The 1,022-nt window shown below is 62.1% G+C and carries 1 protein-coding gene; it reads right to left on the bottom strand.

Translation table 11 applies throughout. The annotated features are described in order from the left end of the window. Positions 1-187 precede the first annotated feature (187 nt). A partial coding sequence (locus NFX52_RS30320) for a coiled-coil domain-containing protein (RefSeq protein WP_238385432.1) occupies positions 188-1,022 on the bottom strand: 835 nt, incomplete at its 5' end.

Here is a 1,022-nt window from a genome sequence, read left to right as displayed (position 1 = left end):
TTGGGGTGTTCGTCCTTTTGATGCGGATTGACACGCCAGCGCCAAAATACTCTTTATAAAACAACAAGTTAGATATTCGACATTTTTCGTCGAACTCGCCTTGAGTGCAGATTGACACGTTTGTTTTCTCCATAGGAGCGCGATTCAACCGGTTGAACTCTCGGCTGCTAGCTTGGCTACAGCCAAGTCATGCTGCGCCAGACGTCGAAGTCAGCCGCTCCAGCATACTGGCCACGACCTGCTCCTGAGCCGTGACGGATGACCTAGCCGTCGCCAGCGCCAGTTCCAACTGCTGCTTCGCATCGAGTAGCTCGGCGACCTTGGCCTGCAACTGCTCATTCGAGGCGCTCAGCTGCTGGACGGCCGCGTCCTGCTCGATCAGGCGCCGGCCCAATTCCTCGGTGTGCCTTTGCGCAAACCCCAGTTCATCCTTGAGCGGCCGCAGGCCCCGCACCTCTTCCTGGACCTGGTGCAGATCCCCCTGGGCGCGCGACAAATCACCCAGCAACCGCGCGTTGTCCTGAAGAGTGTGAACCGCTTCCTGCTGCTTGGTGGCCAAGGTCTCGTTCACGGTGCGTAGCTCGGCCTGCAGATACTGCACCTGCTGCTCGTGCTTACGCTGGTCCTGGTCGCGCTGCTCCTTGGTGGATTCCCGGAAATGCTCCAGCGCCTGGCGCGCGTGCTGGTGCTTTTCTTCCAGAGACTGGCGATGGCGCTCCTCGGCCGCGAGGCGCTCTCGCAGGTCGGCCACCTGCTGCGTGAGTTGGGTGCATTCCAGGGTCTTGCTGCTCAGCGCTTCGCTGGTTTTGCCGTGAGCGGTTTTTTCCTCGGCCAGGGCACGCTTGGTCTGTTCCAGCTGCTGGCGGGCGGACTGCGCCTCGGTTTTCAGGGCCGCGGCGGCTTGCTGGTGCTGGGTCACCTGCTCGGCGTGCTTGGCCTGCGCCACGGTGACCCGCTCTTCCGCTTCCTCGTTGACGCGGGCGGCTAGGCGGCCCACCAAGTCCTGGATCGCCTCGCTGACG

Source organism: Acidovorax facilis (assembly GCF_023913775.1).
Lineage (GTDB): Bacteria > Pseudomonadota > Gammaproteobacteria > Burkholderiales > Burkholderiaceae_C > Acidovorax > Acidovorax facilis.
The sequence above is the reverse complement of the archived record's forward strand: the minus strand, read 5'-3'. Positions and strand labels throughout refer to the sequence as shown.